Origin of the sequence: Gemmatimonas sp. UBA7669 (assembly GCF_002483225.1) — a bacterium.
In the GTDB taxonomy this organism is placed as follows: Bacteria; Gemmatimonadota; Gemmatimonadetes; order Gemmatimonadales; family Gemmatimonadaceae; genus Gemmatimonas.
In genome coordinates, this window is the sequence record NZ_DLHL01000034.1 from 1 (window position 1) to 26,541 (window position 26,541).

Here is a 26,541-nt window from a genome sequence, read left to right on the forward strand (position 1 = left end):
CGGCTTTCTCAGCACCCTGTTAGCGCCGCGGTCGCGCGGGAACGGCAGGCCGCAGCCCTCGCCAATCCCACGCTCAGCTACGGTCGCGAGCAGACCTCGCGCGCGGGACAATCCAACGCGCAGGACATCGCGCAGATCGAGTGGCCACTCGATCTCGCGGGTCAGCGCGCGGCTCGTGTTGCGGCGGCGCGGTATCGCCGTGAAGCGGCCGAGACGCGCCTCGCCGCCGCTGTTCGAATGCTCGATGTCATGGTCCTTGGCGCGTATGTCGAGGCCATGAGCACGGCCCATCGCGTGCAACTCGCCGAGACGGCCTATCGAACGGCGACCGAAGCGCAACGCGTGAACGATGAGCGCGTGCGCGCCGGTGACGTGGCCGGGTACGCTGGGCGCCGACTCCGGCTCGAGGCCGGCCGTTACGCGGCACGGCGCGCCGAGGCCGCCGTGCTGGCTCGGGCTGCACGCGAGCGGCTGGCCCTTGTCACCGGGCTCCCCGCTGCGCAGCTCACCGTACCCACCGTCTCCGCGTCCGATAGCAGCGGAACGGCCTTTCAGGTGTTGCTGTCGTCTGCCCTCGGGTCGACCATTGCAGTGTTGAGCGCGTTACCAACAACTGGCGATTCGTTGGTCGCGCGTGCACTGGTCAATCGCGCCGATGTACTGGTTGCCGACCGCGAGGGGCAGGCCGCACAAGCCGACGCTCGGCTCGCTTCACGCGAGCGGATTCCGCTTCCCGCTCTCTCCCTTGGCTATAAGGGGGAACGTGTGCAGAGCGGCGCGAGCGTGCCCGGCGTCTCGCTGTACGGCTTCGTCGCGGGCTTCTCGTTGCCGCTGCCATTGCTCGACCGTCGCGCCGGAGCCGTAGCGGCGGCTGATGCCACGGCCCGCCAGCTGGAGGCCGAGGCAGACATGACGCGTCGTCGTGTGGCGCAGGAGGTGCTCGATGCGCTGAGCGCCCTTGGCAGCACCGAAGCAGAGCGCAATGCCCTGCTGCCATTCGCTGGCGCAGAATCGCGCCTCGCACTGCGAGCCGTTCAGGCGGCCTACGCCGAGGGCGAGATCACCCTCACCGAATGGCTCGAAGCCGTGCGCGCGTGGCAGGAAACCGAACTCGCGCTGCTGACCACGACGACCGACCTCGCGCTGCGCCGAGTGGAACTCGCGCGCGCGCTCGGACTCTCGCTGTTCCCTCACACCGAAGCGAACCGATGACCGCCCGTTTTCTCCTTCAGACCGTTGTCGCGATCGGCCTGACCACGGCCGGCGTGGCCGCCTGCGGTGGCGCGAAAGCACCCGAGGTCGTGGCTGGCGATGCCGCCGCCGAACCGGCTGGTGGCGCCATTACCCAGTGGACCGACAGCACGGAGCTCTTCATGGAGCATCCGGCACTCATTGTCGGGGCACCGGACAAGTTCGCTGTGCATCTGACCGATCTCACCGACTTCGCCCCGCTGCGCTCCGGGCGCATCACCCTCACGTTTATGCCGCGCGACGGTGGTGAGCCGGTGGTGGTCGTGCAGGATGCGCCGCGCGCGCCGGGCATCTACGGGCCGAGTCCGTCCTTTGCAAAGGCCGGCGTATACGATCTGGTCATCCGCGTGGAAAGTCCGCAGGCACGTGACAGCATCTTCGTACCCGGTCTCACGGTGTACGCCAACGCGGCGGTCGCGCCGCGAGACTCCGGCGGCGTCGAAAGTGGCATCTCGTTTCTCAAGGAGCAGGCCTGGAAGACGCCCGGCTTCCGATCGGCGTTTGCTACCGCGGGAGAACTGGCTGGCACCTTCGAAGCCCCCGGGACCATCGAACCAGCGGCCGGGCGCTTCGCCGAGGTGGGGGCGCCCATTGCGGGACTCGTCGACGCGTCGAGTGTGGCCAATACACCAGCGCCGGGCACCCAGGTATCACGCGGCCAGACGCTGGCCCTGCTGACGCCCTCGCTCGGCGATGCCGGGGGCGCGGCCTATGCCGAGGCCCGTGCGCGCCTGGCGGAGGCGGAAGACGAACATGCGCGTGCCGTCCGTCTGTATGCCGTGGAAGCGGTACCGCAGCGCCGCGTGCATGAGGCGGAAATCCGTCTCGCGGCCGCGCGAGAGGCGCTCGCCGGTTATGGCGGCGGTGAGCTCCCCGGTGGGCGCGTCGCGGTTCGTGCGCCGCTGGCGGGGGTCATCGCCGATCGGCGGGTGACACCGGGCAGTCGAGTCGACGCGGGGGCGCTGCTCTTCACGGTTGTCGATCCGTCCGTTGTGTGGTTGCGCGTGAATGTCCCCGCGTCCCGGGCGGCCACGGTGTCGCGCACGTCGAACGTGGATTTCACGGTGGAAGGTTCGGAGCGTGTGTATACGGCGCGCCGCGTGGTCTCACTGGGCAGCGTCATCGACAGTCTGTCCCGGTCGGTCCCCATGTTGCTCGAAGTGGTCAACGCCGACCGCAGCCTCAAAGTAGGTGCCGCCGCGCGCGTGTGGGTTCGCACGGGACAGCGTGAATCCGGTGTGACCGTGCCCGCCTCGGCCGTGCTCGACGAGGACGGTCGACCCATCGCCTATGTACAGGTCGACGGTGAGTCCTTCGAGAAGCGTGTGCTCACACTCGGCGCGCGTGATGCCGGCCGCGTGCTCGTGCGCGACGGGATCCGCGCAGGTGAGCGTGTGGTAACGGGGGCCGCCTATCAGGTGCGTCTCGCCTCGCTCTCCACGGCCGTGCCGGCGCACGGTCACGAGCATTGAGGCGCCCATGCTGAATCGCCTGATTGCGTGGGCGCTCGCCAATCGCGTCATCGTGCTCGCCGTGTCTGTGCTGATACTGATCAGCGGCGCGTGGACGGCGTGGCGCATGCCCGTGGATGTGTTCCCCGATCTCACGGCACCGACCGTTACGGTGCTGACCGAAGCACACGGTATGGCGCCGGAGGAGGTCGAGGCGCTCGTGTCGTTTCCTATCGAAACGTCGGTGAACGGCGCCACCGGCGTCCGCCGTGTGCGCTCGTCCACGGCACAGGGCATTTCGGTGGTGTGGGTGGAGTTCGACTGGGGGACGGATATCTTCCGCGCGCGGCAAATCGTCGCGGAAAAGTTGCAGACGGTGGCCGCGGCCCTGCCCACGGGCATCTCCGCTCCCGTGTTGGCGCCGGTGTCGAGCGTCATGGGAGAGATCCTCATGATCGGTCTCACCGGAACACAGTCTCCCACCGAGCTGCGGACCGTGGCGGATTGGACCATCAGGCGTCGACTGCTCGCGGTGCCGGGTGTGGCGCAGGTGATCCCCATTGGCGGCGCCGTCAAGCAATACCAGGTGCTCGCCGATCCGGCGCGCATGATGATGGCCGGTGTCTCACTCGAACAGGTCGTGCGCGCGGCGCGTGGCTCCAACGCCAACGCGTCCGGTGGCGTGTACATGGATCGTGGACAGGAATACGTGATCCGTGGTATCGGACGGGTACAGTCGGAGGCGGACATTGCCAGTACACTGGTGGCGGTACGCGGTGGCACGCCGATCACCCTTGGACAGGTGGCTGACGTGACCGTGGGCACGGCCCCGAAGTTCGGTGACGGCAGTGTGAATGCGCAGCCTGGCGTGGTGCTCGCCGTGCAGAAGCAGCCTGGTGCCAACACGCTCGAGCTCACGGAGCGTATCGAACGGGAACTCACGGCCATTCAGAGTGCGCTCCCCGCTGGCATGACAGTACACGCGGAACTCTTCCGCCAGGCGAGCTTCATTCGTGTGGCCGTGGACAACGTGGTGAAGGCGCTGCGCGACGGCGCGGTGCTGGTGGTGATCGTACTCTTCCTCTTCCTGTGGAATCTGCGGGCCACAGCGATTTCCATCGTCGCCATCCCGCTCTCGCTTGTGGTGGCGATCTTTGCCATGAAGCTCCGCGGCATCAGCATCAACACGATGACTCTGGGTGGCATGGCCATTGCCATTGGCGCGTTGGTGGACGATGCCATCATCGACGTGGAAAACGTCTTCCGGCGCCTCAAGGAGAACCATCACCGGCCACCGGCCGAGCAGCGGTCGGCACTGCGTGTCGTCTACGACGCGTCGAAGGAGATCCGCGCGAGTATCGTGAACGCCACCCTCATCATCATCGTGGTGTTCCTGCCTTTGTTCTTTCTGGGCGGCGTGGAAGGGCGACTGTTGCGTCCCCTCGGGTTCGCGTACGTGGTATCGATTCTGGCTTCTCTGCTGGTCGCCGTGACGGTGACGCCCGTGCTCTGTGCATATCTGTTGCCCAACTCGCGAGCCGTGCAGCGTGAGGAGGAGAGCCGTCTGGTCGTGTGGCTCAAGGCACAGTACGCGCGCGTGCTCACGCCCGTGCTTGCGCATCCCCGGCGCGTGCTGGCGGGCGCCGTGGCGGCGCTCGCGCTGAGCATGGCGGCGGTGCCGATGCTCGGCTCGGCCTTCCTGCCGGAGTTCAACGAAGGAGCCCTCACGGTCTCCGTGGTGACGGTGCCGGGAACGTCGCTCGAAGAGTCGAACGCCATCGGGCAACGGGTGGAACAGATCCTCAAGGCGAAGCCGGCGGTGATCAATACCGATCGACGGCAGGGGCGTGCCGAGCTCGATGAGCATGCCCAGGGCGTGAACGCAGCCGAGATCGACGTCACACTGCGCGACGATGCCGACAAGGAGGCCCTGTTCGAAGAATTGCGCAACGAATTCACGTCGATTCCCGGAACGAACGTCACCATCGGGCAGCCCATCGGGCATCGCATCGACCACATGCTGTCCGGCACGCGCGCCAACATCGCGGTCAAGCTGTTCGGGCCGGACCTGTACCAGCTTCGACTGATCGGTACGCAGATTCGCGACGTGATGGCCGGCGTGTCGGGCGTAGCCGACCTGCAGCTCGAGCAGCAGTCCGATGTGCCGCAGCTTCGCATCAAGGCCGATCGGGCAGCCCTCGCCCGTCATGGTATGAGTGTGGGGCAGCTGGCCGAGGCCATCGACGTGGCGTTGAACGGAGAAGCCGTGTCGCAGGTGTTGGAGGAGGGGCGCAGTGTCGACCTGGTGGTGCGCTACCCAGACGCATACCGTCTGAATGCGGATGCCATCGCCGCCGTTTCGTTCGATACGCCGACTGGCCAGCATGTCCCCTTGTCGCAACTGGCCACGGTGACCGTGGACCGCGGCCCCAATACCATCTCGCGCGAAAACGTGCAGCGGAAGATCGTGGTACAGGCCAATGTCGCCGGACGGGACCTTGGCAGTACCGTCGCCGACATCGAGCGTGCGGTGGCTGAGGGGGTAACGCTGCCGCCCGGGTACTTCGTGGAGTACGGCGGACAGTTCGAGGCGCAGGAGGAAGCGACGCGCACGCTGTCGGTGCTCTCGCTGCTCTCCGTCGCCGCCATCTTCCTGTTGTTGTACGGGGAATTCGGCTCGGCGCGCACGGCGGGACTGGTGATGGCGAATCTGCCGCTGGCGCTCATCGGCGGCGTGGTGGCCGTGCTGCTCACCGGGCGCGTGGTGAGCATCGCGTCACTGGTCGGCTTTGTCACCCTCTTTGGCATCGCGACGCGGAACGGCATCCTGCTCGTGGCGCACTACCGTCACTTGCTCGCAGAGGGCGTGCCGTTTGCCGAAGCCGTCACCCGCGGTTCACTGGAACGTCTATCGCCAATTCTCATGACGGCGCTTACTGCGGGGCTTGCCCTCATTCCGCTCGCGTTCGGGGGGGGAGAGCCGGGGAACGAGCTGCAGACGCCGATGGCCATCGTCATTCTTGGTGGCCTGCTCTCGGCCACCGTGCTCAACATGATCGTGCTGCCGGCGCTGTACTGGATGTTCGGGGCGCGCGACGTACAACCCGAGGAGGCAGCAGCATGATGTGGACTCGCTGGGCGCGATGGGCGCCGCTGTTTGCCCTGGCCATGCTCGTGGCCGCGCCAAGCGTACTGCTGGCGCACGGGGTGTCCGTTGGTGACAAGGGCTATATCCAGGAAACCTTTGGCGTGCGTCTGGTACCGTTCGTGTATCTTGGCGCCAAGCACATGGTTACCGGGTATGATCACATCCTGTTCTTGTGCGGCGTGATCTTCTACCTGTACCGCGTGCGTGACATCGCCACCTATGTCACGCTGTTCGCCGTGGGACATTCCAGCACCCTCATTCTGGGGGTGCTCACCAAGATCAGCGTGAGCCCGTATCTGATCGACGCCATCATCGGTTTTTCAGTGGCCTACAAGGCGCTGGACAATGTGGGCGCCCTTCAGAAGTGGTTCGGTGTGCAGCCCAATCCCCGTGCCGCCACGCTGGTGTTCGGCCTCTTTCACGGGTTCGGCCTTGCCACCAAACTGCTCGACTTCGAGATGGACCCCGACGGACTTGTAGAGAACCTGCTTGCCTTCAATGTGGGCGTCGAAGTCGGGCAGATGCTCGCCCTTACCGTCGTGCTCATCGCGATGAGCTACTGGCGGCGATCCCCGTCGTTTCTCCGCAGCGGTTTTACGGCCAACATGCTGTTGCTGGTGGCCGGTCTCCTGCTCGTGGGCTATCAGCTCACGGGCTACTTCTCCACGCAAGCCTAGGGTCCCGCCATGTTCGCACTGCTTACCCGCCTCCTCGTCGTTCCCGTGTCGCTCGCCACGGCAACGCCTACCGTGCTGCCGTTGACCGCGTTGTCCGATGGGGCAGCCACCGTTGCTGCCCAGGCCAAGCGCGATTCCATGACCGTCACCATCGCACCGGCCAAGCGTGTCGAGGTAAAGCTGGTAATGAAGAAGGGCGAGAATGCCACGTTCGAGTGGGTTACGAACGGAGCCGAAGTGGGCTACAACCTGCACGGTGAGGTGCCAACCGATCCCAGCGTGAAGGCGCACATTTACAAGCGCGGCTCGTCAAAGGGGGAGAAGGGCACCATTGAAGCAGTTTTCGACGGCGTGCACGGCTGGTCGTGGCGCAACAACGGCGAGCAGCCGGTCACCGTCACCGTGAAAGCAAGTGGGCAGTTCTCCGCGCTCAAGGCGATGTGATGACCACTCCGTCGCCTTTTCCCGAGGGGCCGAGCCTGTCGTCACTGCGGCGGGCGTCGCTCGTTGCCGTGGTGATTGCCGTGGTGCTGGCGGTGACAGCCGTTCTCCCCGCTGAATACGGGGTCGACCCCACGGGCGTCGGCAGTCGGATCGGGCTCACGCAAATGGGCCGTCTCAAGCAGGAACTCGCCAAGGAAGCCATCGAGGACGCGCGAGCGGACTCGGTGGCTGCAGCGGCGGCTTCGGCGAAGTAGTCAGTCTTCGAGGACGAGATCGCCGCACGCCACGCGCCGTGAGTTGCGTGGTGATGCGGCGATGGCCACATGAAAGTCGCCCGTGTCGGGGAGGGTGAGGCGCAGCGTCACTGCGCCAACGCCTTTTCCGTCGTTGCCGATGCGAATGACAGGGTAGGCAGCGGAGTCGCCGAAAATCATTGATGGCTTTGCGCACGTGCCCTGGCCTACGTGCCACACGCGCATGGCACCTGGGAGATCGTTGCGCAGCGCCAACTCGACAAATGTCGTGTTCGGCGGCTTGCCGGCAAACATTTCGAGGACGCCGCGCATTGCGCCGCCATCAGTAGGCATGGCAGTGCCGACCCACACATCGTGCGGCACAGGACGTGCGCCAATGAGTGACGCCGAGAGGAGCGCCACCAGCAGGCGGAATGAACGTGGACTGGACATACCCCGGAAAATGCACTGGGACGCTCAAGTTCGTGCACCAAAAGCGGAGGGGAGCTTATACCATGAGTTTCGGGATCGCCGATCGTGGCAGGACGTCTTGCGCCCTGGTCGCGTCTCTGGATTGGTCATGCTGCGTCAATACAGCGTGTTCTTGATTCGTGACGCAGCTCGCCTCAGGCGCCGCGCGGACGAATGAGGGGTCTTTACTTGAATTACTAAGTCATTGTGGTTATTATACTTGTATCTATCGTGTGTGGACGGTGTGCAATGACCTGTCCCGTTCGCGGCCCGGCTTGGCACGAGCCAGCATTCCGAGGGCCCCGCTTCCCGCGTGCGCTGCGCGCCTTCCAGGGAGACACCCATGCAACAGGAACGCATTCGCGTTGCCGTGCTGCAGTACTTCATTCGGCCGGTGGCCGATTTTGATGCCTTTGCTGCGCAGGTGCGCGGTCTTGTGCAAACGGCAGCCGACTATCGCTGCCAGCTCATTGTGTTTCCCGAGTATTTCACGCTGCAGTTGCTCACCCTGGGCGACGTGACACGCCCCATTCAGGCGCAGGTGCGCACGCTGGCCGACTGGGTGCCGCAGGTGCAGGAGCTCATCGCGCAACTGGCCGCGCAGCACCGGGTGTACATCGTGGCCGGCACCATGCCCGTGTGGAACGACGAAGGGCAGGGCATCACCAATACCTGCTTCGTCTTCGGTCCCGATGGCCGGTTTGGCTCGCAGGGCAAGCTGTGCATGACGCGCTTCGAGAGCGAGGAATGGATGGTAAGCGCGTCACGCGGTCTCACCATCTTTGAAACGTCGTTCGGTCGCATGGCCGTGGCCATCTGCTATGACGTGGAGTTCCCGGAAATCGTGCGCGCCGCGGCGCTTGCCGGCGTCAAGGTGCTGGCCGTGCCCAGCTGCACCGACGACCGTCAGGGCTTCCTGCGGGTGCGCTACTGCGCGCATGCACGCGCCATCGAGAACCAGATGTACGTGCTGCATGCGGGCACGGTGGGCAGCCTGCCCATGGTGCCGGCCGTGAGCCTCAACTACGGGCAGGCGGCCATTCTCACGCCCAGTGACTTTGCCTTTGCACGCGACGGTATCCTGGCCGAGGGTCACGCCAATCAGGAGATGATGGTGATTGGTGAACTCGACCTGCGCAGCATTGAGGTGCAGCGTCATGACGGCACGGTGCTGCCGCTGCGCGATTCGGTGGATGTGGGGCAGCGAGCGGTGCTGGGTGAGGTGGTCACGTTATGAGCGCGCCGCGCAGGCTGTGTGAGGTGCGACGGGCCGAGGCGCGTGACATTCCCGGTGTCATCGCACTCTGCCGCAAGGTGTACCCGACGTCGCCGCCCTGGACCGAAACGCAGCTCGAGACGCACCAGTTGGTGTTTCCCGAGGGCCAGATGGTGGCGGTGGACGAGCAGGGCACCGTCGTCGGCATGGCGGCCAGTCTCATCATTCTGTGGGATGACTATGATGCGCTCGGCAGTTGGCGTGACTTCACGGCCAGCGGGCACTTCACCAATCATGATCCGACGCATGGTCGCACGCTCTATGGCGCCGAGATCATGGTGGATCCCATGTGGCAGGGCCATGGCGTGGGTTCGCATCTCTACCGGGCGCGGCAACAACTGGCGGAGTCGATGGGCCTGCTCCGTATTCGCGCCGGCGCGCGCCTGCCGGGGTACGCCGAGGTGTCGCAAACCCTGTCGAGCTTCGAGTACGTGCTGGCCGTGGTGTCAGGGCGTCGACGCGACCCCACACTCAGCTTTCAGTTGGCGCGCGGCTTTCACGTCTTCGACGTGGTGCACGGCTACCTGCAGCACGACCCGGAAAGCCTTGGCTGGGCGGCGCTGATTCAGTGGATCAATCCGGCGGTGGCCACGCCGGAGGACTACGGCGTGTCGGATCCGCGGCTGGCGGCGTACATGCCGAGGGTGGCGGTGTAGTCTGCTGCGAGGTGTGGCATATTGCGCGGCATGACGGTCGCAACAGAGTCGCGTTTCGTGGATGTGGCCGGTGGTCGGCTCTTCGTGCAGAGCTGGTCGCCTGCCGTTTTGCATGCTGACCACACGCCCCGCGCTCCCATTGTGCTGTTCCACGACTCCCTGGGCTGCGTGGCACTGTGGCGTGAGTTCCCGGCGTTGCTGGCCGCGACTACATCGCGGCGTGTGATTGCCTACGACCGATTGGGCTTCGGTCAGTCATCCGCGCGTCATGATGTACTGGCGCACAGCTTCGTCGAGGACGAGGGGCGTGAGGTCGTGCCGCGGCTGCTCACGGCGCTCGGCGTGGAGACCTTCGTGGCCATGGGACACTCGGTGGGCGGCGGCATGGCGGTGGCCGCAGCCGCAGCACACAGGGCCCGATGCACGGCGCTGATCACCATGGCCGCGCAATCGTTTGTGGAAGACCGCACCGTCGCTGGCGTGCGGGAGGCCCGCGCCAGCTTTGCCGCCCCCGAGCAATTGGCCCGCATTGCACGGCATCATGGCGACAGGGCGGAATGGGTATTGCACGCCTGGGTGGACACCTGGTTGCATCCCGACTTTGCCACCTGGTCACTCGATGCGCTCGCCGAGCAGGTGCACTGCCCTGCGCTGGTCATTCACAGCGACAACGATGAATACGGCTCGCTGGCGCATCCGATGCGACTGCTGCGTCACCTTCGTGGGCCATCGCGTCAGCTGACAGTGCCCGGCGGTGGGCATCTGCCACACCGGACAGAACCCGCAGCCGTGCTGAATGCCGTGCAGGACCTGCTCGCGCCACTGGTCTGACCTGCCCGATTGACCGGGGGGACTCGGCAATGTCGGCCCTCCGTGTAACATTTCTGTGGCAGTCTTTCCCGGTGGGACACCGTGAAGGCCGGTCCCACCCGTGCCTATCCCATCCGACCCGTGCTCATCGTGTCTACTCCAGTTGCTCGGTATCTCGTGCCGACGATGCTGGTGGCCATGGTCCCAGTGTCGTCACTGAGCGCTCAGTCGGATTCCACGCAGTCGGACAGCACCCGCCGCCCGGCGGCACTGTCCGCGGTCCGGGTCACGGCGCAGCGCCGTGATGAGGCCGCGCAACGCGTGGGGATTGCCGTGACACCACTCACCGCCTCGCAGTTGGCGGAACGTGGGGTCCAGGGGTCCTTCGATCTGCAGCGTGTGACGCCCGGTCTCGAAGTCGAACCCGCGTTTGGCAGCGGACAGCCACAGTACCGGCTGCGAGGACTCGGCTTCAATGACTACGCCACCAACAACAGCAGCACGGTGGGCGTCTACGCCGACGACGCCGCGCTGCCGTTTCCGGTGCAAACGCAGGGGCTGCTGTTCGACCTCGAACGTGTTGAGGTGCTGCGTGGACCACAGGGCACGCTCTACGGCCGCAACAGCACCGGTGGTGCCATCAACTTCGTGAGTCGCCGTCCCACGGCGGCGTTCCGGCGGGGTCTGCAGGTGGACGCGGGCAGCTTTGGCGCGGTGAACGCCGAGGGCTTTGTGTCGGGCCGCGTGGCTCCGCGCCTGCTCGGCCGCCTGTCGGCCGCCACACAGCAGGGTGGAGCCTGGCAGTCGGACCGAGTCACCGGTCGCTCTCTTGGTGCGCGTGATCACTCGGCGCTGCGTGGTCAGCTCGACTGGCGTCCGCAGGATCGCTGGTCGCTGCTGCTGATTGGCAACGCCTTCCGCGATCACAGCGACGGCACGGGTCTCGCGCTGTTTGCGCCGCTGAATACTCGCGGTGGTGAAGGGCCCACGGTTCCCGCTGACGGCGACCGGCGTGCCACAGGCTGGGGACTCCGGCCAGCGTTTGCGCGGCTGGTGGGCATTGACAGTACCGAGGGGCCAGGGCGCCGCAACAGTGGCACGTCGGCAACCGTGCAGCTAAGACACGCTGGTAACCGCGCCACGTTCACGAGCATCACCAATGCCACGCGTCTCGATCGCTTTGAGGTTGGCGACTGGGATGCGTCCGCATCGGCCGAGTCGGATGAGGTGTTCCGCACGCGCATTGGTGTGGTGTCGCAGGAACTGCGTCTCACATCGAGCGGTGGCGCAGCCTTCGAGTGGCAGGGCGGCCTGTATGCGGCGCGTGAGCAGCTCGACGACAACTTCTACTCCGACTTCACCGATGTGCCCGGCCTGGGCGCGGCGGCGCTGACCACATACGGTCAGCGGGCCGATGTGGCGGCGGTGTTTGCGCAGGGCGGCTACGCGTTCACCCCGATGTGGCGCGTGGTGGGCGGCCTGCGGCTCGAGTACGAACATCGTCGTCTGAACGGTCTCACCACCGGCTTTGTGAACCCGGCGGTGACCTTTGTGCCACCAACGGACGGCGGCTTCATCACGCGACTGCCGTCTGGCAAGCTGGCGCTCGAGTATCGCCCCACCGGCACCGCGCTCACCTATCTGTCGTTCGATCGCGGCGTCAAGTCGGGTGGCTTCACGGCCTACAACACCACCAACCCGGCGCAGCTCGCCAACTTCGCGCCCGAGATTGTGAACGCAGTCGAGCTGGGGGCCAAGGTGGACGTGGGCACGCGACTGCGCGTCAACACCGCGCTCTACCACTACGACTACCGCGATCAGCAGGTGCTGTCGACGGTGTACGATCAGGTGTCGCGCGGTCCCATTGGGCGCATCGCCAACGCCGCCCGCTCGCGCATTCACGGCGCCGAGATGGAGTTGGTGTGGCAGGTCACGCCCAAGCTCGATGTGCAGCAGTTCTGGGCCGTGCGCGCCGGGCGCTACCGCGAGTTCAACACGGTGGATGCGCAGGCATCGATTGCGGCGGGCCGTGAAGTCACGCGAAGCTTTGCGGGTACCTGGCTCAACATCCCGCGCTACAGTGCCGGCGGCGCGGCCACGTACGCCTTTGATGCGGGCGGCGTGCAGTGGCGCACGCAGGCCAGCTACAGCTACCGGGACCGGCAGGAGGCGTCGCGGGTGATCTTCTCACCCGAGTATGACGTGGCCCCGTATGCGCTGATCAACGCCACGATCACCGCGCAACGCGTCGGCTCGCCGTGGTCGCTGCAACTGTTCGGGCGCAATCTGGCCGATCGCCGCTACGAACTCACGCGCAACTTCTTCATCAATGCGCGCGTGACGGCCATCGGGCAGCCGGCTACGGCCGGGGTGCGGATCCGGTACGAGCGGTAGGGAGAACCCACCACTCAAAACGTGAACTCTAAGCTCAAAGCTTACCGACAGTCCGGGTAGCTCTGAGCTTTGAGTTCAAGTTTTGAGTTCGATGTTGGACTGACCCAAGGCGCGCCTCAACGCCATCGAGCAGCAGTGCAATTGACCGGCGCACCGCACGCTCACCGGCCGCCATCGGCGCCAGCGCCGCTCCGTGCACCAGGTCCGCCAGTGCATCTGCCAGTTCTCGCTGTCCGCGCCGCGACAGACGAGTGTCCGCGAGCGCCCGCTGCACGCCGTCCCGCCAACGGGTCGCCAATGCCGCCGAGGCCTCACTTCGCGCCGTGAGCGCCAGTACCAGTTCCGGCTGCCCTGCTACGCCGCGCCAGTAGGCCAGCGCCAACGCTTCAAGTCGCGTTCGCCATCGGCCCCGCTTGCCCATGGCCGCATCCAGGCCGGCCCCAACCCGCCGCTCGGCCAGTGCCGCCACCACGGCGTCCCGCGATCCGAAGTACCGGTACGGGGCCATGGGGTCGACCCCGAGGGCCGTGGCCAGCGCACGCATGCTGAGCGCGGTGGCGCCGCGCCGCCTCAGCAGGCGCTCTGCGGCATCCAGAATGCGCTCGGGTGAAAGTGACGCCGGACGTGGCATGCCGGTAAGTCTACAGTGTAGACTAAAAGCTGTCACCACCATCGAGGTCACGCCATGTCGGAATCATCAGCCGCCGTCCCCCGGGTCTCCGCTTATCTCGGCCTCAGTCTGGATGGTTTCATTGCCGAGGCCGACGGCGGCCTCGGGTTTCTTGCGCCGTATCAGGAGGCCGGGACCGATTACGGCTACGCCGCGTTCATGAGCACGGTCGATGCGGTGGTCATGGGGCGCGCCACCTTCGATGTGCTGCGGGGATTCGATGTGCCCTGGCCGTTTGCCGAGCGACCGGTGGTGGTGCTCACGCATCGGCCCCTGCCCGGCACGCCGCCCGTTCCGTCCACCGTGTCCACGCATGCTGGCTCGCTGCGGCCCTTGCTGGAGTCGCTGGCTACGTCTGGGGCGGCACATGTATACGTGGACGGCGGCCAAGTGGTACGACAGGCCCTACGCGACCAACTGGTGGATTCACTCACGTTGTCGGTGGTGCCGGAGCTCCTGGGGCAAGGGCGTCCGCTCTTTGGCGCCGAGGTGCCGCGCAGTCACTGGCGACTGGTCGGGTCGGAGTCATGGGGCAGCGGGCTGGTTCAGCTTCGATACGAGAGGGGAGACGAGCCCCAGTCGTTATGAACTTGACGCGCAGTGCTTTCGGATGGATCGGGAAGCGGTGAGCTTTGAGTTCATGTGTTGAGTTCGGAGGGTGACCAACACACCACTCGATACCTGAACCCAAAACTCGGAACTGATCAGTTTCGAGTTCTGAGTTCGAGTTCCGGGCTCTGGGTTGGTGCAACACACTTCTCGCCACTTCAACTTTAGGCTCCCAGCCTCCCGCCATGACCGACTCCCGCGCCGAGCAGTCCGCCGACACGCCATGGCGGCGCAGGCTGCACACCATCGTGTTCGAGGCCGATACGCCGGCCGGGCGTTGGTTCGACGCCGTGCTGCTGGTGCTCATCGTGGTGAGTCTGGTGGTGGTGATGCTGGAAACGGTGCCCAGCATGCCCGCGGCATGGCGGCGCGGACTACGGGCCGCGGAGTGGGTGCTGACAGCCGTATTCACGGTGGAATACCTGCTGCGCCTGCTCATAGTGCGCCGGCCTCTGGTGTATGCGGGCAGCTTCTTTGGGCTGGTCGACATGCTGGCCATTCTGCCCACCTGGGTGAGTCTGATCTTTCCTGGTGCGCAGGCCTTGCTGGCGGTGCGCGTGCTGCGGCTGCTGCGCATCTTCCGTGTGTTCAAGCTTGCCCGCTACCTGAGCGAGGCGCGTGTCATTGGTGACGCACTGCGTGCCAGCTCGCGCAAGATTGCGGTGTTCCTCTTCACGGTCTCCACCGTTGTAGTGGTGGTGGGTGCGCTCATGTATCTCATCGAGGGGCCGGCCAACGGCTTTACCAGCATTCCGGTGAGCATGTACTGGGCCGTGGTCACGCTCACCACGGTCGGTTATGGCGACATTTCGCCCGCCACCGGCCTCGGGCAAGCGGTGGCCTCTCTAGTCATGATTCTGGGCTACGGCATCATTGCCGTACCCACGGGCATCGTGACGGCCGAGCTGGCTAACGCGGGCCGCAAGCTCGAGGCGCAGCAGATCAATACGCAGGTCTGCGCGCACTGCGGCGCCGATGATCATCGCAGCGATTCCAAATTCTGCCGGCATTGCGGAGCGGCGCTGCATTGAAGCGAAAACATCTGGCGCCGCCCGGTGGGCTGTGACAGGACAGTGGAAAAATGAAGTAAGTCTCACGGGTGCTGTGAAAGATTTCACACCCCAATTGCGCTGAAACCTGTGTGGCAGGCGTGCACGTAGGCGCAGCATGCTGCAACGTAGGAGCTCGCGAGGTTCGCGCGCTCCCGCCCTATCGAACAACCGAGGTCACTCATGTATTCCCTGATGCTCCGCGCCGCGGCGGGGCTGGGCGCCGTGCTGCTCACGGCGACCCCGGCTGCGGCTCCGCATGTCGATCCGTCCATTCCGGGTGCCAACGTCGTCGACGTGGTGGCGCTGGACTATGCCTTCGAGATGCCGTCCAGCATTCCTGCCGGACTCACCACATTGCGCCTCACCAACAAGGGCAAGGAACTGCACCATGTGTACGTGGTGAAGGTCGAAGCGGGCAAGACCGCCAACGATGTCATGGCCTGGTTCAAGGCGGGCGGCCCGCCGCCGGCGTGGCTCAAGCCGGTGGGTGGTCCCAATGCTTCCATGGGCGCGACGCTGTTTACCAGCACGCTCGACGCCGGCAAGTACGTGGCGCTCTGTGTCATTCCGAGCCCGGGCGGCCCGCCGCACGTGATGAAGGGCATGATCAAGGAGTTCACCGTCACGCCCAGCAACCGCAAGGCGCCTGCGCCCAAGGCCGACATCACGCTCACACTCAGCGACTACGCGCTCGAGTTCTCCAAGCCGCTGTCGGCCGGCAAGCACATCGTGGCCGTCACCAACACCGGCAAGCAGCCGCACGAGTTCTTCTTTGCCAAGCTGGTGCCGGGCAAGACGCCCATGGACATGGCGATGTTCGCCGAGAATCCCAACGGCGCGCCGCCGGGCATGCCGATGGGCGGCATCACCGACATTCTGCCGGGTGCCACGGTCTATCTCGAAATCGACGTGCCGGCCGGCGAGTATGGCTTCATGTGCTTCACGCCTGACGCCAAGGACGGCAAGCCGCATCTCGCACACGGCATGATCAAGCAGGTGTCGGTCAAGTAAGCAGCCGACGCGTCAACAACTGACGAAATGAGTATTGGGTGTGGTCAGCGCGTGACGAACAACCAGAGCGCGCTGGCCACGCCGATGAGCGTGACCGCTCCACGCACCCAGGCCTGCGGCACCCGCTGTGCCAAGCCGGACATGGCATAGCCGCCCACGCTCGAGCCCAGTGCCATGACCAATGCGATGGGCCAGTTCACCAGGCCCTTGAACGCAAAGGTGGCCGCCGCCACGCCATTGAAGCAGATGCCATTGAAGTTCTTGAGCCCGTTCATGCGATGGATGTTCGTCATGCCCATGAGACCAAACACCGCGAGCATGACAATGCCGGCGCCAGCGCCAAAATAGCCGCCGTAAATGGACACGAAAAACTGCGCCGCCATCATGCCGCGCGTGGGTTCAATGGGCGACTCGCCATGCGGCTGTTCGGTATAGCTGCGCAACCAGCGCATGACACGCGCTTGAAAAGCAAACAACAGTGTCGCACCAAACACCAGCCACGGTACGATGCGACGAAACTGTTCGTCGGTGGTGGCCATCAGGAGCAGCGCACCCAGCAAACCACCGGCAATACTCGGCGCCGCCAACTTGAGCGCCCAACGCTCGGCCCCGGCCAATTCGCGGCGATAGCCCAGCATGCTGGCCAGCGAGCCAGGCCAGAGTGCCACCGTGCTGGTGGCATTGGCCGCCACCGGTGGCACGCCAAGCCCCAGCAATGCAGGGAACGTGAGCAACGTGCCACCGCCTGCAATGGAGTTGACCATGCCACTCACCGCCGACACGGCGGCAATGGCGGTCAGCTGCGAGACCGAAGGCTCGGTCAGCAGCACGCGACGCCGAGTCCCAGCGTGATCACCTGAATCGCAACGTCAGGAATTGCGAGCCGCCAACGCGAGGCACACCCACCCGGCAATGAAGCACACGCCGCCGATGGGCGTGATGGCGCCGAGTGCACGAATGCCGGTGAAGGTCATGGCGTAGAGCGAGCCGCTGAACACCACCGTGCCGGCTACAAACAACCAGCCGCTGGCCGTGGTGAGAGAGCCCGGCCAGCGCGTGGTGGCCCATGCCACCGCCAACAGGGCCAGCGCGTGAAACATCTGGTAGCGGGCTCCGGTCTCGAAGACTTCCACGAGACGTGGCTCGACCCGACTCTGCAGCGCATGCGCCCCGAAAGCGCCGGCCGCCACCGCGATGGCGCCCGAGAGGGCACCAAGCATGAGAAAAGTGCGTTCCATGATTACAATCTAGTGGACCCGAACCCTTTACGAGATAGGCCAATGGCCACGACGGCTCTTTACGCAGGCATGGGACTGACCACCACCAAGGCTCCATACATCGAGCAGGCGGTGTCCAACGGTGAGATGTACATCGAGCAGCCCTACGAGCTGTATTCGGCGGACAACCATGCCACGTGGCAGCGCCTGTATGCGCGCATGCAGGAGAACTGGGGCCGCTACGCCAACCAGCGTTTCCTCGATGGTCTGGAAACGCTGTGTTTCGAGCCCACGCACGTGCCGCGTCTTGAAGACGTGAATCGCTTCATGGCGCCTCGTACGGGATTTCGCGCCAAGGCCGTGAGTGGCTTTGTACCGGCCTTCGATTTCTTCGATTGCCTGAGCCGCCGCGAGTTCCCCACCACCATCACCATTCGTGACGGGCAGTCGCTCGACTATCTGCCCGAGCCCGACATCTTCCACGACATTGCGGGTCATGTGCCGATGCACACCGATCCGGCTTTTGCCGAGACGCTGGTGCGCTTCGGGGCCTGCGCGCATCTGGCCGCGGACATGGTGCGTGACATGAGCGACCGCGAAGAACGTCGCCGGCGGCTGTCGAGCATTCAGAACGCGCTGCAGCGCTTCTTCTGGTTCACCGTGGAATTCGGGCTCATGCGCGACGCGAGCGGGCAGCGCGTGACGGTGTACGGCTCGGGTCTCCTGTCGAGCTTCGGCGAAATTGTGCACAGCGTGGAGAGCCCCACGGTGCAGCGCTATCCGCTGCAACTCGAGTGGGTCATCAATCAGCACTTCGAGATCGATCACTATCAGCCACTGCTGTTCATCGTGGACAGCTTCGATCAACTCTACGAGCAGGTGGCAACGCTCGAGTCCTGGATGAAGGCCGGCAAGCTCGACCACGTCACGCCGGGCTGGCGCGACATGAGTCAGGCCGACGTGGAGAGCTTCCTCGAGGCCAGCCTCCGACCACGCTGAGCACGGGGACACTGCGTGGTACGACACGCTGAGGGGCGGGCCTGAGCGGCTCGTCCCTTGTGATGGGTTGCGCTGAGGTGACGGGATGGGCAAACGCGGCGTATTGTATGCCTTACGTATGCCTTTTTCCCATGGAGCATCCCCGATGCATTCAGCAACTCGTGTTGTTGTCCCGAGGCTGACCGGTTTGGCCCTTGCGGCGCTACTAGTCACGCCAAACGGGACTCTCTCTGCGCAGGCGTCGCCCACCGCGACGCCTGCAGGTGGGCCCTCGGCCACCTTGCCACTCAAGGCCGCCCGCACCCACAACTTCACGACTACGAAGGGCACCTGGATGAGCGTGGACGTCTCGCCCGATGGGCAGACGCTCGTGTTCGACCTGCTGGGTGACCTGTACACCATGCCCGTCACCGGCGGCAAGGCTACGCCGCTCACGCAGGGCATGGCCTACGACGTGCAGCCGCGCTTCTCGCCCGACGGCAAGAAGGTGGTGTTCGTGTCCGACCGCTCCGGCGGCGACAACGTGTGGATCATGTCGCTCGACAAGAAGGACACCACACAACTCACCAAGGGCAACAACAACCTGTATGTGTCACCCGAGTGGACGCCCGACGGCAAGTACGTGGTGGCTTCGCGCTCAGGCGGATTGGGCGGCACGTCCAAACTGTGGATGTATCACGTGGACGGTGGCTCCGGTGTGCCGCTCACCATGCAGCCCGCACCGGCCCCCACGCAGAAGCAACTCGGCGCCGCGTTCGGCAAGGACCCGCGCTACATGTGGTTTGCGCGACGCACTGGTGACTGGCAGTACAACAGCATCGGACCGCAGTACCAGTTGGCCGTATGGGACAAGGACAACGGCCGCGTGTCGCAGATGACCACGCGCTTCGGATCGGGTGCACGCCCCACGCTTTCGCCCGACGGCAAGTGGCTGGTGTATGTCACGCGCTTCGAAACCAAGACCGGCCTCATTCTGCGCAATCTCGACACGCAGCAGGAAGAGTGGCTGGCCTTCCCCGTGCAGCGCGACGACATGGAATCGCGCGCGCCCATGGATGCCTATCCGGGCTACACCTTCACGCCGGATTCGCGCACGGTGATCGTGTCGTACGGTGGTGAGTTCTGGCGTGTACCGGTGGACAAGTCGACGCCGAGCAAGATTCCCTTCGAGGCCGAAGTGAAGCTCGAGATGGGTCCGGAGGTGAAGTTCGCCTATGCCATCGATACGGCGGCCACGTTCACGGCGCGGCAGATTCGCGACGTGCAACCGTCGCCCGATGGCAAGTCGCTGGCGTTCGTGGCGCTCGCGCGTGTGTACGTGATGAGCTTTGCGGACATGAAGCCGGTGCGTGTGACCACGGCCAGCACGGGGGAGTTCAATCCCGTGTGGTCGCCAGACGGCAAGTCGCTGGCCTACGTGACCTGGGAGGACGCGCGTGGCGGACAGATCATGCGCGCCGATCGCGATGCGCGTGGGAGCTGGCGTACGCGTCCGCTCACGGGTATGTCGGGTCTCTACACCGACCTCGCGTGGTCGCCGAGTGGTTCGCGCATTGTCGCGTCGCGCGCGGCCGCGCGTGAGATGCAGGAGGCCGGTGGTGCGTTCTTCGGCCCGGCGGCGTCGGAACTCATCTGGATTCCGGCCACGGGCGGTACGCCCACCATGATCATGCCGGCCGGAGGTTTGTCAGCGCCGCACTTCACGCGTGACACCTCGCGCATCTATGCGTACAGCTTTGGCGCCGGCTTGCAGTCCTTCCGCTGGGATGGCACCGATGTGCAGACGCACTTGCGTGTGACGGGCCCCATGCCGCCCAATGCCGGCAATCTCGACGCCGCGCTGGTGGCCAAGGAGGCGCAATTCAATTTCGGTGGACGTGCGGCACGTCCGTCGAGTCAGGGCATGCATCTCGATGATGATCACGGCATGGAGCCCACGCCCTCGGCGCCGCCGGCCAGTCTGATTCTCATGGCGCCCACGGGTGATCAGGCCCTGGCCACCGTGGGCATGGACCTCTACGTGGTGACGGTGCCGCAGGTGGGCGCATCGGCCGCCACGGTGAGTGTGGCCAGCCCGGCCAACGCGCCGGTGCCGGTGAAGAAGCTCAACACGGTGGGTGGTGAGTTCGGCACCTGGAGCCATGATGGTCGCAAGGTGCACTGGGGGCTGGGCAATGCGCTCTTCACCTACGACCTCGATCGCGCCAAGGTGGTGGAGGATTCGCTCAAGGTCGAAGACCGCCGCAAGGCCGCGCTGCGGGCCGACACCACGAAGGCCGTGAAGGACAGCATTGCGCGTGCCGACAGCATTGCCAAGGCCGACACCACCAAGAAGACGCCGCCGGGCTACAAGGCCGAGGAACTGCGCATTGCGGTGAGTGTGGCGCGAGACCTGCCCACGGGCGTGGCCGTGCTGCGCGGCGGCAAGGCCATCACGATGAAGGGCAAGGAGATCATCGAGAACGCCGACATCGTCATTCGCGATCGCAAGATCGTGGCCATCGGGCCGCGTGGCAGTGTAGCGGTGCCGGACGGTGCGCGCATCATCGATGTGTCGGGCAAGGTGATCATGCCGGGCATGGTGGACACGCACTATCACCCGCAGTGGCTCACGCCCAACATCCACAACACGCAGACCTGGCAGTACCTGGCCACGCTGGCGTACGGCACCACCACCACGCGCGATCCGCAGACGGCCACGACGGACTTCCTGTCGTACAGTGACCGCGTGGAGAACGGCGACATGATCGGACCGCGCATCTACACGACGGGCCCGGGCGTGTTCTCGAGTGAGCCGGTGCGTGACCTGGCGCATGCGCGCGAGATTCTCACGCGTTACGCCAAGTACTACGACACGAAGACGCTCAAGATGTACATGAGCGGCAATCGTCAGCAGCGGCAGTGGATCATCATGGCGGCCAAGGAACTGGGCATCATGCCCACCACCGAGGGCGGCCTCGATCAGAAGCTCAACATCACGCACGGCATCGACGGCTACCCGGGCATCGAGCATACGCTGCCCATTACGCCCAAGTTCGACGACCTGTTCGAGTGGTACAAGGCCACGCAGGTGGTGAACTCGCCGACGCTGGTGGTGGAGTATGGTGGGCCGTTCGGCGAAGGGTGGTTTTACCAGTCGGAGGACCTGCTCGGTGACCGCAAGCTGCGGCACTTCACGCATCCGGTGGACTTTGACAGCAAGGTGCGGCGGCGCGGCTCGGGCAATGCGCCCGGACCGGCGGGCTTTGCAGTCAAGGAAGAGTACGCGATGTGGCAGCACGCCGAGGATCTGGCGAAGACCGTCGAGAAGGGTGGCCGCATTGGTGTGGGTAGCCACGGGCAGCTGCAGGGGCTCGGCATGCACTGGGAGCTCTGGCTCATCCAGTCGGGCGGCATGAGCACGCACGATGCGCTGCGCGCGGCCACCATCGTGGGCGCGGAGGCCATTGGGCTTGGGGCGGAGGTCGGCTCACTCGAGGCGGGCAAGTACGCGGATCTGCTGGTGCTGAACGCCGACCCGCTGGTCAACATCCGCAACTCGAACACCATCGACAAGGTGATGGTGAACGGGCGCATGTACGACGGCAATACGCTCGATGAGGTATACCCGCGCCAGCGGCCGCTGGCCAAGCAGCCGTGGAGCTACACGGTGCCGGTGGCGGGCGCAGGGATCCGGCCCTGATAGGGGAACTGGGTTGAGCTGACAACTCAGAACTTTTACTCAAAGCGCAGAGCTTACCGACAGTCCGGTTAGCTCTGCGCTTTGAGTTGAAGTGTTGAGTTTGGAGATGCGCGGACCTATAGCTCGGAACCCGAACCCAGAACCCGAAACGGATCAGTTCCGGGTTTTGAGTTCGGGTTTCGTGTTTTGAGTGCTCATCGCCTTACGGCGCCAACACCTGCGCCGAGGATGGCGCCAAGTCCGGCGCCAACGCCGCCCATGCTGAGAATCATGTTTCGGCGTCTGGCGTAAGTTGAGCAACCAGTGTCAACGGCGTCGCAGCCGGTTCCGATTTGCGAACCGCCAATGCTGCCGACGGCGAATCCGAGCACTGCCCCGACGGCGGCTGAGCGCAGGACTCGGGACTTGCGACTACGCTGTGGCTTGGGCTCGTCGGGTGGTGTCGGCGTGGCACGATGCGTGAGCAGCGGCGTATGAGCCGCAATCGCTGGCTCGTGGATGAGCGAAGGCTGCAGGGCCTGCAGCGCGACTGGGCGCGGCGCATTGTGTGGCACAAACGACTGGGCCGACGCGCAGATGGCGGTGGAAGCGAGCAGCAGGAGGACGGCGGAGATATGGCGCAAGGCACACCTCAATGGTGAATCGGGCAAACTGACAACTCAAAACTTGAACTCAAAGCTCAGAGCTCACCGACAGTCCGGTCAGCTCTGAGCTATGAGTTGAAGTTTTGAGTTTGGAGTTGAGACGACCTACAGCTCGAAACCCGAACCCAAAACTCAAAACTGATCAGTTTCGAGTTCCGGGTTCGGGTTCCGAGTTGTTGGTTACTCCGTACCGGGCCTCAAGTTCACTTCGGCCCGATCTGGTACTCCTTCGGCGGCGTGGCGCCCATGAGGTGCTGGACGAAGTAGTCCCAGCGGCGTCGCATCATGTAATTGCTGGCCGCGCCAAAACCGTGGGCGGCGTTGGGGATCATGAGCAGGTCAAAATCCTTGCCGGCCTTGATGAGCGCGTCCACTACCAGATAGGTGTTGTCGGGCGGCACGTTGTCATCGAGCGTGCCATGCGCCAGCAGGAGCTTGCCCTTGAGGTTCTTGGCCAGGACCTGATTGGCTTCGGCGTCGTAGTTGTCGGTATTGCCCTGCTTGACCAGCAGGCCGTGGTAACGCTCACCCCAGTCGTCTTCGTAGTTGCGATTGTCGTGATTGCCCGACTCCGCGATGCCCACCTTGAAGAAGTCCGGGTAGCGGAACATCGCGCCAGCCGTGGCAAAGCCACCGCCCGAGTGACCCCAGATACCGACCTTGTCGAGATCGATGAACTTGTGGCGCTCGGCCAACTGCTTCATGGCCGCGATCTGGTCGGGCAGCGTGTTGTCGCCCATGCGGCCGTAGTAGGCATCATGGAAGGACTTGGAGCGCGAAGGGTTGCCCGTGCCATCAATGGCCACGACGATGAAACCGAGTTCGGCGAGTGCCTGATTGTCGCGCGTGGCAGCAGAGAACTGACGACCGCCCACCGAGCCGCCCTGCGGGCCCGGGTAGATGTAGTTGATGATCGGGTACTTCTTCGTGGAGTCGAGCGTCGTGGGCGTCCACATGAGACCATGCAGGTCCCACTTGCCGTTGCGATCCTTGGTCACGATGCGCATGGGCGGCTTCCAGCCCGTCGCCACCAGTTTGCTGATGTCGCCCTCTTCGAGCGTGGCAATCAGCTTGCCCGTCTTCGCATCACGCAGCACGGCCACCTGCGGCTTGTCGGGACGCGACCAGCTGTCCACGAAGCGCAGTCCGTCGGGCGAGAGAAAGGTGTTGTGGTCGCCGTCTTCCGGGGTGAGCAGCGTGAGGCCCTTGCCGTCCATCCCGATGTGATAGAGATGACGGAAGTACGGATCGCGTCCCGCTTCCTTGCCCGCAGCACGGAACCAGATGCGACGCGTCTTGGCATCGATGCGCACGAGATCGAGCACCGTGCCTTCACCGGTAGTGATCCTGTTCTTGAGTTGGCCGGTGGTGAGGTCGTAGAGGTAGAGCTGGCCCCAGTCGTCGCGCTCGGAGAACCAGATCACTTCGTTGCTGGCCGGCAGCACACGCCAGTTCTGATCGCCGTCGCCGCTCTCGAACTGCGTGGCGACTTCTTCGCGCAGCACATCACGCACGTCACCCGTGCTGGCGTTGGCCACACGCAGCGTGGCGATCTTGTGATCGCGTGAGTTGGACAGGAACGCCACGTGACTGCCGTCCGGGTACCACTCGGTGTCGGCGAGCTTGCCGCCGCAGGCAATGTGATCACACACCGAGCTGCGGTGCTGATCGGCGGGCATCTTGAAGCGCACCACGCGCGGCGTGGTGGCCGAGAGGTCGATGACCACACGCTCGATCATGGTGACGGCACTGTCACCGGGCAGCGGGTACTTCCACTGCATCAGCTCGGGGTGCCCCACCTTGTAGCGCACGAGGTACATCTCGCCCGTCTTGCGCTGATCCTGCTGGAAGGTCGCGATTTTCTTCGAGTCGGGCGACCAGAGCAGAATGGCGCGATCGGAGTGTACCCAGCCCGCGTTATCGGTGGCGTAGCCGTAATCCTTCACGCCATCGGTGGTGAGCTGGGTCTCCTGATTGCTGGCCACGTCGCGCACCCAGAGGTTCCAGTCCTTGATGAACGCGGCCTTGGTGCCGTCGGGTGAGAGCACTTCGGGCCTCCGGCCACGCGCGGTGGCTGGCGCGCCTCCAGCGGGCGCGGGCGGGCAGGCGGCGGGCGTGACAACGCAATTCGTCTTGCGGCCGCGTGTGTCCACCAGCATGAGCGGCGAGGAGCCGTCGGGCTGACGCACGCGGTAGGTGAAGCGTCCGTCGGGCAGCCAGGTCGGGCTCACGCCTGTGTTGCTCACGAGGTTCTGGGTGTTGAAGCCCAGGAACTTTTCGGCGCGGGCGTAGTCGGCAGCGGTAACGACACGGGCCTGCGCGCCGAGCAGCTGGGCGGAGGCAGCAAGCGGGACGAGCCAGAGGGCGGCCGGGGCGGCCAGTCGAGCGAGTCGGGGCATCAGCGGTTGGGCTTGGGGGGAGGAACCGTAGAAAACTGGCCGCCGTGTGGGCCCGAGGGAACGGGCCAGCGCCGCGGAATGTGGCCGTCTGTGGCCGAGCTGTGGCTTGCCTCTTGGCGGGCCAGTGGCGAGCGTGGGAGGTGGCCTGGCGCGCCCGGTGGCGTGCCCAAGGCCCATTCACCGCCTTTGCCCGAGGTTTTCATGATTCGCACTGGTTCGGCCGTGTGGAACGGCACCATCAAGGACGGCAGCGGTTCGCTCACCACGCCCAGCGGGGTGCTGAGCAGCACGCCCTACTCGTTCAAGATGCGCTTTGAGGACGAGACGGGCCGCAGCGGCACCAATCCGGAAGAGCTCATCGCTGCCGCGCATGCCGGCTGCTTCTCCATGGCCCTGTCGGGTCAGCTGACCAAGGCCGGCTTCACGCCCGAGTCGCTGGCCACGTCGGCGGCGGTGACGCTGGAGCAGAAGGACGGCGGCTTCGCGATTACCAAGGTGCACCTGACGCTCAAGGCCAAGGTGCCGGGCATCACGGAAGCGCAGTTCCAGGAGCTCGCTGGTGCAGCCAAGGCGGGCTGCCCGGTGTCGAAGGTGCTGAATGCGGAGATCACGTTGGCAGCGACGCTGGCGGGTTAACAGCAAACAGCGATAGCCGGGGCGTCGGAAGCCCGGGCGCCGGGAGCACGTGGCGGGAGCCTCGACCGCAGACGGCGGTTCAAGGCTTCTGCCGTGTGGCTTCTGCTTCGGGGCTTCCGGCCTCCCGCTCCCGCCGTTCGCTGTTTTTGTGTATATTCGTATGTCAGCATATTACCAGTAACCCGGAGTGTCCATGGCGTCCAAACGCATGAGTCCCGAACTGCTCGAGATGGTGGCGGAGCGCTTCAAGGCGCTGAGCGACCGCGCCCGGCTGAGTCTGTTGCAGGAGTTGCGCGGCGGCCCGCGCACCGTGAACGAGCTGGTCGAAGCCACCGGCATGGGGCAGGCCAACGTGTCGCGCCATCTGTCGCAGTTGTTTGCCAACGGCCTCGTGGCCCGTGAGCGTGACGGCGTGTATGTGCGCTATGAACTGGCCGACAAGGATGTGCTGCGGCTCTGCGAGCTGGTGTGCGGGCGGCTCGAGTCGGAGCTGATGGAGCGCCGCAAGGTTGTAACGGGCAGATAGTATGTGGGTGAGATGAGATGCTAAGCAAAAGGCACTGTTTGAACTTGGCCCGTGAGGCGAGCCCTACAGCGCCGAATGCTTATACCTGCAATGGGAAGGACCGTCCGAAGCACCGTCCAATCAGCCAATGTATTGCACCATAGTCGGCAAGAATCGAAAGCCTACGAAACGTAGCTATTGCCGGACATGGGGCACTTGTTAGAATGGCCTCTTGACAGCAAAAGAGCATGGCAGAATATTCGCACTGACGCAGTCGGACGCCTAACAGGGTGCTGAAAAACCGGT

Annotated in this window: 23 protein-coding genes; 18 read left to right on the forward strand and 5 right to left on the reverse strand. The window is 64.9% G+C overall.

Annotated elements, in window-relative coordinates:
• The 6 genes from B2747_RS09835 to B2747_RS09860 all read left to right on the forward strand — a co-directional run.
• A partial coding sequence (locus B2747_RS09835) for a TolC family protein (RefSeq protein WP_291159820.1) occupies window positions 1-1,212 on the forward strand: 1,212 nt, incomplete at its 5' end.
• Complete coding sequence (locus B2747_RS09840; protein ID WP_291159823.1) at window positions 1,209-2,723, forward strand: efflux RND transporter periplasmic adaptor subunit; 1,515 nt, start codon at window positions 1,209-1,211, stop codon at window positions 2,721-2,723. The genes B2747_RS09835 and B2747_RS09840, both read left to right, overlap by 4 nt.
• A 7-nt stretch (window positions 2,724-2,730) precedes the next feature.
• Entirely contained in the window at window positions 2,731-5,826 is a 3,096-nt protein-coding gene (locus B2747_RS09845; RefSeq protein WP_291159826.1) for an efflux RND transporter permease subunit, read from the forward strand.
• On the forward strand, window positions 5,823-6,527 hold the full coding sequence (locus tag B2747_RS09850; protein WP_291159829.1) for a HupE/UreJ family protein: 705 nt from the start codon (window positions 5,823-5,825) through the stop codon (window positions 6,525-6,527). The genes B2747_RS09845 and B2747_RS09850 overlap by 4 nt, the downstream gene beginning before the upstream one ends.
• 9 nt (window positions 6,528-6,536) lie before the next feature.
• Window positions 6,537-6,971 carry a hypothetical protein gene (locus tag B2747_RS09855; protein WP_291159832.1) on the forward strand — a complete coding sequence of 145 codons (435 nt, stop codon included), beginning with the start codon at window positions 6,537-6,539 and terminating at the stop codon, window positions 6,969-6,971.
• The gene (locus B2747_RS09860) at window positions 6,971-7,225 is read left to right on the forward strand and encodes a hypothetical protein (protein ID WP_291159834.1); all 255 of its coding nucleotides are present in this window, start codon (window positions 6,971-6,973) and stop codon (window positions 7,223-7,225) included. Before B2747_RS09855 ends, B2747_RS09860 begins: the two co-directional genes overlap by 1 nt.
• On the opposite strand, the gene B2747_RS09865 is transcribed toward B2747_RS09860, so the two are convergent.
• The gene (locus B2747_RS09865; RefSeq protein ID WP_291159837.1) at window positions 7,226-7,657 is read right to left on the reverse strand and encodes a hypothetical protein; all 432 of its coding nucleotides are present in this window, start codon (window positions 7,655-7,657) and stop codon (window positions 7,226-7,228) included.
• Between the two features lie 361 nt (window positions 7,658-8,018).
• Between B2747_RS09865 and B2747_RS09870 the strand changes: the two genes are divergently transcribed.
• From B2747_RS09870 to B2747_RS09885, 4 genes are all read left to right on the forward strand, one after another.
• Window positions 8,019-8,912, forward strand: coding sequence for a carbon-nitrogen hydrolase family protein (locus tag B2747_RS09870; protein ID WP_291159840.1), 894 nt, complete (start codon window positions 8,019-8,021; stop codon window positions 8,910-8,912).
• The gene (locus B2747_RS09875; protein WP_291159842.1) at window positions 8,909-9,607 is read left to right on the forward strand and encodes a GNAT family N-acetyltransferase; all 699 of its coding nucleotides are present in this window, start codon (window positions 8,909-8,911) and stop codon (window positions 9,605-9,607) included. Before B2747_RS09870 ends, B2747_RS09875 begins: the two co-directional genes overlap by 4 nt.
• Before the next feature lie 30 nt (window positions 9,608-9,637).
• On the forward strand, window positions 9,638-10,438 hold the full coding sequence (locus B2747_RS09880) for an alpha/beta fold hydrolase (RefSeq protein WP_291159844.1): 801 nt from the start codon (window positions 9,638-9,640) through the stop codon (window positions 10,436-10,438).
• An 81-nt stretch (window positions 10,439-10,519) separates the two neighbouring features.
• Window positions 10,520-12,811, forward strand: a complete 2,292-nt coding sequence (locus B2747_RS09885; RefSeq protein ID WP_291159847.1) for a TonB-dependent receptor — start codon at window positions 10,520-10,522, stop codon at window positions 12,809-12,811.
• 34 nt (window positions 12,812-12,845) lie between these two features.
• Here the strand turns inward: B2747_RS09885 and B2747_RS09890 are convergent, their stop codons facing one another.
• Window positions 12,846-13,442, reverse strand: coding sequence for a TetR/AcrR family transcriptional regulator (locus tag B2747_RS09890; protein WP_291159850.1), 597 nt, complete (start codon window positions 13,440-13,442; stop codon window positions 12,846-12,848).
• Between the two features lie 54 nt (window positions 13,443-13,496).
• On the opposite strand from B2747_RS09890, the gene B2747_RS09895 reads away from it, so the two are divergent.
• The 3 genes from B2747_RS09895 (at window position 13,497) to B2747_RS09905 (ending at window position 16,153) form a co-directional block, all read left to right on the forward strand.
• Window positions 13,497-14,069, forward strand: a complete 573-nt coding sequence (locus B2747_RS09895) for a dihydrofolate reductase family protein (RefSeq protein WP_291159853.1) — start codon at window positions 13,497-13,499, stop codon at window positions 14,067-14,069.
• A 206-nt stretch (window positions 14,070-14,275) separates the two neighbouring features.
• Window positions 14,276-15,121 carry an ion transporter gene (locus B2747_RS09900; protein ID WP_291159855.1) on the forward strand — a complete coding sequence of 282 codons (846 nt, stop codon included), beginning with the start codon at window positions 14,276-14,278 and terminating at the stop codon, window positions 15,119-15,121.
• A gap of 201 nt (window positions 15,122-15,322) precedes the next feature.
• Entirely contained in the window at window positions 15,323-16,153 is an 831-nt protein-coding gene (locus B2747_RS09905; protein ID WP_291159858.1) for a hypothetical protein, read from the forward strand.
• Between the two features lie 44 nt (window positions 16,154-16,197).
• Here B2747_RS09905 and B2747_RS09910 read toward each other — a convergent pair whose 3' ends face one another.
• Together B2747_RS09910 and B2747_RS09915 are read right to left on the reverse strand one after the other, a co-directional pair.
• Complete coding sequence (locus B2747_RS09910) at window positions 16,198-16,983, reverse strand: sulfite exporter TauE/SafE family protein (RefSeq protein ID WP_291159860.1); 786 nt, start codon at window positions 16,981-16,983, stop codon at window positions 16,198-16,200.
• Between the two features lie 39 nt (window positions 16,984-17,022).
• A complete protein-coding gene (locus tag B2747_RS09915; RefSeq protein ID WP_291159863.1) occupies window positions 17,023-17,391 on the reverse strand; it encodes a DUF423 domain-containing protein in 369 nt (122 codons plus the stop codon).
• Between the two features lie 42 nt (window positions 17,392-17,433).
• Here B2747_RS09915 and B2747_RS09920 point away from each other — a divergent pair, with 42 nt between their 5' ends.
• The 3 genes from B2747_RS09920 to B2747_RS09930 all read left to right on the forward strand — a co-directional run bounded on the left by B2747_RS09920 (window position 17,434) and on the right by B2747_RS09930 (window position 22,692).
• Window positions 17,434-18,369, forward strand: coding sequence for a phenylalanine 4-monooxygenase (locus B2747_RS09920; RefSeq protein WP_291159866.1), 936 nt, complete (start codon window positions 17,434-17,436; stop codon window positions 18,367-18,369).
• Between the two features lie 145 nt (window positions 18,370-18,514).
• Complete coding sequence (locus B2747_RS09925; protein WP_291159869.1) at window positions 18,515-22,051, forward strand: amidohydrolase family protein; 3,537 nt, start codon at window positions 18,515-18,517, stop codon at window positions 22,049-22,051.
• Between the two features lie 473 nt (window positions 22,052-22,524).
• Complete coding sequence (locus B2747_RS09930) at window positions 22,525-22,692, forward strand: hypothetical protein (protein ID WP_291159871.1); 168 nt, start codon at window positions 22,525-22,527, stop codon at window positions 22,690-22,692.
• Between the two features lie 206 nt (window positions 22,693-22,898).
• Here the strand turns inward: B2747_RS09930 and B2747_RS09935 are convergent, their stop codons facing one another.
• Entirely contained in the window at window positions 22,899-25,094 is a 2,196-nt protein-coding gene (locus B2747_RS09935) for a S9 family peptidase (protein WP_291159874.1), read from the reverse strand.
• Window positions 25,095-25,295: 201 nt separating this feature from the next.
• Here B2747_RS09935 and B2747_RS09940 point away from each other — a divergent pair, with 201 nt between their 5' ends.
• Together B2747_RS09940 and B2747_RS09945 are read left to right on the forward strand one after the other, a co-directional pair.
• Window positions 25,296-25,730, forward strand: coding sequence for an OsmC family protein (locus B2747_RS09940; protein ID WP_291159877.1), 435 nt, complete (start codon window positions 25,296-25,298; stop codon window positions 25,728-25,730).
• 193 nt (window positions 25,731-25,923) lie between these two features.
• On the forward strand, window positions 25,924-26,256 hold the full coding sequence (locus tag B2747_RS09945; protein ID WP_291159880.1) for an ArsR/SmtB family transcription factor: 333 nt from the start codon (window positions 25,924-25,926) through the stop codon (window positions 26,254-26,256).
• Window positions 26,257-26,541: the final 285 nt, after the last annotated feature.

Bases quoted from the DNA above. Each gene is read 5' to 3' on its own strand.
- B2747_RS09865 (WP_291159837.1), bottom strand. From the start codon at position 7,657: ATGTCCAGTCCACGTTCATTCCGCCTGCTGGTGGCGCTCCTCTCGGCG.
- B2747_RS09895 (WP_291159853.1), top strand. From the start codon at position 13,497: ATGTCGGAATCATCAGCCGCCGTCCCCCGGGTCTCCGCTTATCTCGGC.
- B2747_RS09945 (WP_291159880.1), top strand. From the start codon at position 25,924: ATGGCGTCCAAACGCATGAGTCCCGAACTGCTCGAGATGGTGGCGGAG.
- B2747_RS09915 (WP_291159863.1), bottom strand. From the start codon at position 17,391: ATGGAACGCACTTTTCTCATGCTTGGTGCCCTCTCGGGCGCCATCGCG.
- B2747_RS09870 (WP_291159840.1), top strand. From the start codon at position 8,019: ATGCAACAGGAACGCATTCGCGTTGCCGTGCTGCAGTACTTCATTCGG.
- B2747_RS09860 (WP_291159834.1), top strand. From the start codon at position 6,971: ATGACCACTCCGTCGCCTTTTCCCGAGGGGCCGAGCCTGTCGTCACTG.
- B2747_RS09940 (WP_291159877.1), top strand. From the start codon at position 25,296: ATGATTCGCACTGGTTCGGCCGTGTGGAACGGCACCATCAAGGACGGC.
- B2747_RS09890 (WP_291159850.1), bottom strand. From the start codon at position 13,442: ATGCCACGTCCGGCGTCACTTTCACCCGAGCGCATTCTGGATGCCGCA.
- B2747_RS09850 (WP_291159829.1), top strand. From the start codon at position 5,823: ATGATGTGGACTCGCTGGGCGCGATGGGCGCCGCTGTTTGCCCTGGCC.
- B2747_RS09935 (WP_291159874.1), bottom strand. From the start codon at position 25,094: ATGCCCCGACTCGCTCGACTGGCCGCCCCGGCCGCCCTCTGGCTCGTC.
- B2747_RS09855 (WP_291159832.1), top strand. From the start codon at position 6,537: ATGTTCGCACTGCTTACCCGCCTCCTCGTCGTTCCCGTGTCGCTCGCC.
- B2747_RS09845 (WP_291159826.1), top strand. From the start codon at position 2,731: ATGCTGAATCGCCTGATTGCGTGGGCGCTCGCCAATCGCGTCATCGTG.
- B2747_RS09905 (WP_291159858.1), top strand. From the start codon at position 15,323: ATGTATTCCCTGATGCTCCGCGCCGCGGCGGGGCTGGGCGCCGTGCTG.
- B2747_RS09900 (WP_291159855.1), top strand. From the start codon at position 14,276: ATGACCGACTCCCGCGCCGAGCAGTCCGCCGACACGCCATGGCGGCGC.
- B2747_RS09925 (WP_291159869.1), top strand. From the start codon at position 18,515: ATGCATTCAGCAACTCGTGTTGTTGTCCCGAGGCTGACCGGTTTGGCC.
- B2747_RS09880 (WP_291159844.1), top strand. From the start codon at position 9,638: ATGACGGTCGCAACAGAGTCGCGTTTCGTGGATGTGGCCGGTGGTCGG.
- B2747_RS09930 (WP_291159871.1), top strand. From the start codon at position 22,525: ATGAGCCGCAATCGCTGGCTCGTGGATGAGCGAAGGCTGCAGGGCCTG.
- B2747_RS09840 (WP_291159823.1), top strand. From the start codon at position 1,209: ATGACCGCCCGTTTTCTCCTTCAGACCGTTGTCGCGATCGGCCTGACC.
- B2747_RS09920 (WP_291159866.1), top strand. From the start codon at position 17,434: ATGGCCACGACGGCTCTTTACGCAGGCATGGGACTGACCACCACCAAG.
- B2747_RS09875 (WP_291159842.1), top strand. From the start codon at position 8,909: ATGAGCGCGCCGCGCAGGCTGTGTGAGGTGCGACGGGCCGAGGCGCGT.